The organism is Brachyspira catarrhinii (assembly GCF_005518285.1).
GTDB classification, from domain to species: Bacteria; Spirochaetota; Brachyspiria; order Brachyspirales; family Brachyspiraceae; genus Brachyspira; species Brachyspira catarrhinii.
In genome coordinates this window covers 1-7,072 of the sequence record NZ_SJDU01000095.1, presented here as the reverse complement: position 1 = coordinate 7,072, position 7,072 = coordinate 1, and the positions used below count along the sequence as shown (strand labels likewise).

8 protein-coding genes and 1 pseudogene are annotated in these 7,072 nt (G+C 31.3%); 3 read left to right on the top strand and 6 right to left on the bottom strand.

The window, feature by feature from the left end:
* Positions 1-16: 16 nt before the first annotated feature.
* The 3 genes and pseudogenes from EZH24_RS05095 to EZH24_RS15305 all read left to right on the top strand — a co-directional run.
* On the top strand, positions 17-619 hold the full coding sequence (locus tag EZH24_RS05095; RefSeq protein WP_137998047.1) for a tRNA methyl transferase PRC-barrel domain-containing protein: 603 nt from the start codon (positions 17-19) through the stop codon (positions 617-619).
* A gap of 175 nt (positions 620-794) precedes the next feature.
* Positions 795-1,478: an iron-sulfur cluster loop gene (locus EZH24_RS05090; RefSeq protein WP_201798565.1), complete on the top strand. Its 684-nt coding sequence runs from the start codon at positions 795-797 to the stop codon at positions 1,476-1,478.
* 17 nt (positions 1,479-1,495) lie between these two features.
* Positions 1,496-1,597 (top strand): annotated as a pseudogene (locus tag EZH24_RS15305) (aminomethyltransferase beta-barrel domain-containing protein); the annotation flags it as partial.
* A gap of 11 nt (positions 1,598-1,608) precedes the next feature.
* Here the strand turns inward: EZH24_RS15305 and EZH24_RS05080 are convergent.
* The 6 genes from EZH24_RS05080 to EZH24_RS05055 all read right to left on the bottom strand — a co-directional run bounded on the left by EZH24_RS05080 (position 1,609) and on the right by EZH24_RS05055 (position 7,011).
* Positions 1,609-2,622, bottom strand: a complete 1,014-nt coding sequence (locus EZH24_RS05080) for an alpha-hydroxy-acid oxidizing protein (RefSeq protein ID WP_137998044.1) — start codon at positions 2,620-2,622, stop codon at positions 1,609-1,611.
* Positions 2,623-2,745: 123 nt separating this feature from the next.
* Entirely contained in the window at positions 2,746-4,347 is a 1,602-nt protein-coding gene (locus EZH24_RS05075; RefSeq protein ID WP_137998043.1) for a peptide ABC transporter substrate-binding protein, read from the bottom strand.
* A 180-nt stretch (positions 4,348-4,527) separates the two neighbouring features.
* Complete coding sequence (locus tag EZH24_RS05070; protein ID WP_137998041.1) at positions 4,528-5,166, bottom strand: hypothetical protein; 639 nt, start codon at positions 5,164-5,166, stop codon at positions 4,528-4,530.
* A 146-nt stretch (positions 5,167-5,312) separates the two neighbouring features.
* On the bottom strand, positions 5,313-5,975 hold the full coding sequence (locus EZH24_RS05065; protein ID WP_137998039.1) for an LPS-assembly lipoprotein LptE: 663 nt from the start codon (positions 5,973-5,975) through the stop codon (positions 5,313-5,315).
* A gap of 90 nt (positions 5,976-6,065) precedes the next feature.
* Positions 6,066-6,308, bottom strand: a complete 243-nt coding sequence (locus EZH24_RS05060; protein ID WP_137998038.1) for a hypothetical protein — start codon at positions 6,306-6,308, stop codon at positions 6,066-6,068.
* Between the two features lie 244 nt (positions 6,309-6,552).
* Positions 6,553-7,011: a MarR family transcriptional regulator gene (locus EZH24_RS05055; protein ID WP_137998036.1), complete on the bottom strand. Its 459-nt coding sequence runs from the start codon at positions 7,009-7,011 to the stop codon at positions 6,553-6,555.
* Positions 7,012-7,072 lie beyond the last annotated feature (61 nt).

The following is a 7,072-nucleotide window of genomic DNA, read 5'->3' as shown; positions in this document are numbered from 1 at the left end:
CTTATTTTTTATATAGATTAACTCAAAATCTTATTTTTTATATAGATTAACTCAAAAACAATTAAGCAGAATAATTTTTCCAATGTATGAGAATACGAAAGAAGAGACGAGAGAGATGGCGAGAAAATTTAATCTTTCGGTAGCCGATAAAAACGAAAGTCAAGATTTTTTTGGTGGAGAATATCATAGATTATTCGATGAAGATTTGGACGGAAAAATAGTTCATATAGAAACGAATAAAGTTTTGGGACATCATAAAGGAATTTGGCATTACACAGTTGGGCAGAGAAAGGGACTCGGAATCGCTTATAAAGAACCGCTTTTTATAGTCGGTTTGGATAGCGAAACAAATACCGTTTATGTCGGCGGAAAAGATTATACTTTTGTAAAAGAAGTAAATATTCATAATATTAATTGGATAGCCGAACCGAAAGAGTCCGAATTCGAGGCTTTGGTAAAAACGAGAAGCGCTCATAAAGGAGCAATGGCGAGAGTCATTCCAATAGATGAAGATAAAATAAATATTCAATTTTTAGAGCCAACGGGAATAGTCGCAAAAGGACAGTCATGCGTTTGTTATGATAACGATGAAGTTTTATGCGGCGGAATAGTTTATTAAATTTATAATAATTTCTTATTGTATTTTACAAACATTGATTTTTGTGGTATAACTTTTAACGATTATATGGTATATAATAAATATAAAAATTATTTAAGGAATTATCCAAATAGATAAAATAAAATCATTGTTAATAAAAAAATCAAAAGAGCTATTTAAAGAGGATAAAGCCATTGTGCATCTTGTTGACGATGAAGAGCAAAATAAATTTTTAAATGATTTAGAAAATTATCCTCATGCATTTGTTTTGGCATGTTTAATGGATAGACAAATAAAGGCAGAACGCGCTTGGGCTATACCCTATAAAATATACAAAGAACTCGGCAATTTCGATATTGATAAACTTAAAGGAAAAGGAAAAGAATATTATAAAGAATTATTTAACAAAAATAAATTTCATAAATATAATAATGATATGGCAGAAATTTTTTATAAAGGAGTTTGCCATATTATTTATAAATATGATGGAAAAGCTGATAAAATATGGAAAAATAAACCGAGTAGCGCCGCAATAGTTTATAGATTTTTAGAATTTTACGGATGCGGAATAAAAATAGCGACTATGGCTGCCAATATTTTAGCCCGACAATTCAAAATACCTATGTTAGATTACTATTGTATAGATATATCTCCAGATGTCCATATTAGACGAGTTCTATATAGACTTGGTTTTGTTGAAAAAGAAGCAAGTCCTGATATGGTAATATATAAGGCAAGAGAGTTAAATCCAGAATTTCCAGGATTAATAGATTTTTTATGTTGGGAAATAGGAAGAAATTATTGCAAACCTAAAATTGAAGATTGTAAATGCGGAGATTGTTTTATGAATAAGAATAAAGTTTGTCCTAAAAATCCATAATTATATTTTATATAGAAATAAATATTAAATTTTTAGAGCCAACGGGAATAGTCGCAAAAGGACAATCATGCGTTTGTTATGATAACGATGAAGTTTTATGTGGCGGGATTGTTTATTAGATTTATTAGAATTAGAATCTCACTATATCTCTGTTAATTTCTTTTAAACTATGAACTCCGCACATCGTCATAGCGTCTTCCAATTCCGCCCCCAGCTGATTAATATAGGATTTTACTCCTTCCTCTCCTCCTCCGTATAAAGCTATAACGAAAGTTCGCGCGATAACGACTCCGTCCGCTCCAATTCCTAAAGCCTTCAATATATCCGCTCCGCTCCTTATTCCGCCATCGACTAAAATTTTAATAGTTCCTCCAACTGCGTCAACTATCTCGGGCAAAACCTCCGCCGTAGATGCGCATTGGTCTAAAACTCTTCCGCCATGATTTGAAACTATTATAGCGTCCGCTCCAGATTCTCTCGCTTTAATCGCTCCCTTTGCCGTCATTATTCCTTTGATTATAAAAGGGCGTTTTGCAATTTCTTTTATCTCTCTTAATTCTTCAATAGTTTTGCTTCCAGCTTTTGGAGTAAGATTCTTCAAAAAAGGAAGTCCCGCTCCGTCAATATCCATAGCGACAGCGAAAGCGTTTGAATCCGAAATCAATTTCATTTTTTCTTTTATTATATCTATATTCCATGGTTTAACAGTAGGAATTCCCATGCCGTTTTGTTCTTTTATCATAGTAGTAGCGGCAATCATAACATTTGGATTGACTCCGTCTCCCGTAAAAGCGGCAATTCCCGAATCGTTGCATGATTTTAGCATTATATTATTATATTCTTCTTCCGTATATTTGTCGCCGTAATGCAATTGAACAGCTCCGACTGGTCCCGCAAAAATCGGGTATTTAAATTTTTTTCCGAATAATTCAAAAGAAGCGTCTATATCTTTATTTTCGGCTATAGTGTCCATATTGAGTCTTATCTCTTTCCATTTATCGTAATTTCTGATAGCGACATCTCCTATTCCTTTCGCTCCAGGTCCGGGCATAGAATTTTTACAAACTTTGCCATTGCATATAGGACAGGCTTTACAAAAACCCATACAATCTTTTGCAACTTCTATAATTTCTTTATAAGTCATAATCAATCCTTAAAATGTATTTAATTAAATTTAGAAAATAAAAATTACTCTCTATTTTGTATATTCTTCAATTTTTTCGACATATATTAAAAATATCTTACCCCAAAAAATTTTAATAAAAAATCATTTCTCCAAATAAGAATAAGAAAATTTATATTGCGCAAAAGGAATATAAAAAACATCCTTCAAATTTGGACTTTTCAATACTGGAGGCTCGTAATAATAAATTGGAATTATAACCGCTTCGTCCTCTATAAGAATTTTTTCCGCTCTATGTAAAGCGGGCATTCTAATATTTTGGTCTATAGTTTTTGACGCCGTAAGAATTTCCTTGTCAAAATCTTTGTTCGTAAATAGAGAATGATTTTTATAAGAATAACTTACGAACATTCCTAAAAATGTAGTCGGGTCGTTATAGCTTCCCGTCCAACTCGTTCCCGCCATAGTATAATCTCTTTCCGTTCTGAATTTGTTAATAAAAGGAGCGAATTCCATTTGAGTAAGTTTAATGTCTATTCCCAAGTTGACTTTCCACATATTTTGCACGGCTTCAAACATCGGAATATCGTTATTAAATGTAACATAGAATTCTAAAACGGGAAAATTCTCGCCGTTCGGGTATCCCGCTTCTGCCATTAATCTTTTCGCTTCCGCGACATTGTTATCGTAATCTTTCGGGTCAACGCTTATATATTCTCCCGCGTTTTCTCTAAAATCTCCTTCAATATCCGTCACTCCTCTCGGCACTAAAGCTCCAGCGGGTTTTCCAGATTTAACTATATTTTTTACTATATAATTTCTGTCTATAGCTAAAGATAAAGCTCGTCTCACTCTTTTATCTTTCAAAATTTCGTTTGTCGTATTTAAAGCGTAATATTGAGTTCCGATTCTCGTGGCAATATCAATCAAACCTTCCACTCTTAAACTGTCTATATCCTGCCAAGGAAAAGTGTCGGAAAAATGCAAAGCTCCTTCTTTCACTCCCGCAACCGCAGAGTTTGGATTATCCATTAAAACGAATTTTATTTTTTCGGCTACTATTGTGTCGCTATTCCAATAATTCGTATTTTTTACAACCGTTATGCTTTCGTCTGGTTTTCTTTCAAGCATTCTAAAAGCGCCGTTTCCCACGCAAGTTCTGGGACTCATTGTCCAATCGTCTGGATTTTTTTCCACAATATCTTTTCTAACGGGCGAAAAAACTGGCAAGTTAACCAATTCCAAAAAATACGCCGTAGGATATTCCAATTTAACCTCTAAAGTAAAATCGTCCAAAGCCTTAATTCCAAACTCTTCGACATTCATCTCGCCCGAATTTACTTTTGAAAAATTAAGAATAGGTTCGAATAAATAACTCGGCTCGCTTGCCGTATCGGGATTTACCACTCGCTTCCAAGAATATTCAAAATCATGCGCTGTCAAAGGTTTCCCGTCCGACCATTTGCCGTTGGTTCTCAAATGAAATATATAAGTCAAGCCGTCTTCGGAAATATCCCAGCTTTCCGCAGCGCCTGGTTGAATCGCTATATCCTTATATTTTGTCGTAAGGCATTCGAATAAATGCGTAACATAAGTCGAGCCTTGCAAAGTGATATTCAAAGCGGGGTCGATAGTTTTCGGCTCCGCTCCCAAGTTGACATATATCGCATCGACATTTTTGTCATTTGAACAAGAAACGCAAACGATAATAAAAATAATAGATAAAATAAAAAATATTTTCTTCATTTTCAAACCCTCTTTAATTTTTAATTTTTTAAAATCTTTTATTGCGGTTTAAAATTATTGAACGAAATTATATTTTAAATTATATTTATGTCAATAAAAATAACGAAGCAAAAATAAAAGGACTGACTAAATTAATAGACAATCCTTTTTTAATGTTATGATTTTTAATCGTTTAATTTATTATCTTTTTCCGAAACGAAGCCCTATTGTAAAATTAGCTCCAACCGAATGGTGCTGATTTATATTATATCCCGCAAATAATCTGTTTCTGTCGCTTTTATCGAAAAACATATATTCGTAAAAAATATCAAGTCCGACAACGACAGCTATTTTTTCGGTAGTATAAATTCTATCTTCTAAAAACAAACGAACATAAGGCGAAAACGGAACTTTATTTGGTTTTATATTTAAGTCGTCAATAATAGGAATAAATTTTACGCCCGAAGCCACTCCAAAAGCCAAATCGACTATAGAAGATGGATTTTCATTTAAAACGAATTTAAAAGCCAATCCCGTATATATTCCGCCAGCGTCTATTTGATTTATTTTATAATTTTCGTTTGGGTTTGCTATAGAAAGAGTATTTGCATCAATTCCAAAATCGAATAAAACCCCGAAACCTCTGAATATGCCTCTATTTATTGGGAATTCATATCCAATCTGAAGATTTATATTTACTCTTGGCTCAAATACTTCTTTAGTTAAATCCGTCCAACTGTCGGCAAATCCCAATTTAGGCAAAAGCTCAAATTCAAAAGCGGGAAATAGAGCGCTCGAAACCGCTAAAAAAGAAACTATAATAAATATTTTTAATCTCATTTTTATTTTCTCCTTAAAATTAACAAATTTAATATTTTATCTTAGTTATTAAAAACTTTATAAGATTATTTTAGAATAGGCTCGTTTTATAATAATTCTAAATTTAATTTTCATTGATAAAACAAGCCTATCGTTTTATTAATAATTTAGAAGAATATTACTCCTGTTCCGCCAGTGCAAATTCCAAAAACTATTACTGCAACAATAGCGAAAGCCTTTAATAATTTTTTCCACCATGCCCTTGCCATTATAGGATTTTCATCTACATAGGTATTTACGCTATCGGAAACTATCGAACCGTTTACCATAGTTTTAAGCTGATAGGTTTCTTCGTCAGAACTTTGATATTTTGAATTATCAACTTCGCCTTTTAATTTTATTCCATTAAAAGTAAAAATCTCTGTTCCGTCCGTTTCTTTCCAAGATATATCAAAAGTTTTTTCTGCTTCGTTATAATTTGTTATATCTCCGCTTAAACTTTCCTCTCCGTTTTTAATCGTTATTTTACTTGGAAATAAAGAATAATTTTCAAATACCATAACAACTTCATAACCTTTTACTTCCGATTTAACGGTCGCAGTATATTCGCTATTTCCCGTTTTTACGGAAGTTATATAAGTGTCGTCCGTATTATCCGTTTGCTTTATAACCAAAGCGTCCGCTTGACTTTCTACGGCTAACTCCCCAGAACTCGTTAAACTCGCTTTAAGCGAATTATCTTTTTCTCCGTTTGGGTCTGTAGTTTTGCCACATGCATTGATTGAAATTATAGCCAAAGTTAAGGCTAAAATATTTTTTAATAGTTTCATTTTATTCTCCTCGATTTTTATGTTTTTAATTTTAATATTTTTAATTTTGTTAGTCATTTTAATTCTCCTATTTTTTATTAATTTTTTAGATTACCAAACAACTGGCGGCCAAGGTTTTTTCGGATACGGAGATTTTGGAGGAGGCATAAATTTATAATCGCCTTCCACAATTTTAGCCGTATTATTTTTGTTCATATCGTATATTTCGATATTTCCCGCAGTTTCTAATTGATAATCTTCTGAATTATTATTAGCCAAAGCGTAATTACCGCATATACAAACGGATATTAAAGCTACGCCTATAACTAATGTTTTTTTGATTTTTTTATGCATTTTATAATCTCCTTAATTTTTTTAAATTTGTTTTAACGCTTTTTAATAAATTTTTAGTTTATTAAATTTTTATTAACTTGTGTCTATCATAAGCAATCCTCCGTATTTTATAAAATATAGGTAAAATAATATATAATGTCTAATTAATAGACTTATATATTATATATAACCATAAAAAATAAGTCAAGGTAAAAAATAATTAAAAGTATATTAGATATACTTTTAATTTAAAAATTAAGTATATTTATTTATTTAATTCTGCTATAATTTTTTCTATAGAATTTGAAGATAATTCAACAAAATCTTCCATAGTATCAATAAATATTTTCATATCTTTATATCTATTTTCCATTATAATCTTAAATTGAGCTTCTGCAAATTTAGAAATAACGCTTTCGGAATATTTTTTTCCTTTATCCGTAAAATGAATGATTTTTTCTCGTCTATTTTCTGGATTTTCAATCAATTTTATATAGCCTTTTCTATAAAAATAAGTTATAGAGGCGTTTACCGTTTGTTTTGGAAGAGTAAGAATTTCGCAAAGCGTTTTTTGAGAAATATTTTTAGCAAAAAAAATATTTAATAAAATCTTAAAATTTGTATGCGTAAGTTTGAATGTTTTTGCATACTTATCAAAAGTTAAATCCAATTTTTGCATGCATTTATGAAACCTATATACATAGTCTTTAAAGTCCTCGTCCATAAAATTCCGCTCCGATTTGGTAATGTTTTTTAGATTAATTAATTGATAAAATTATTATATT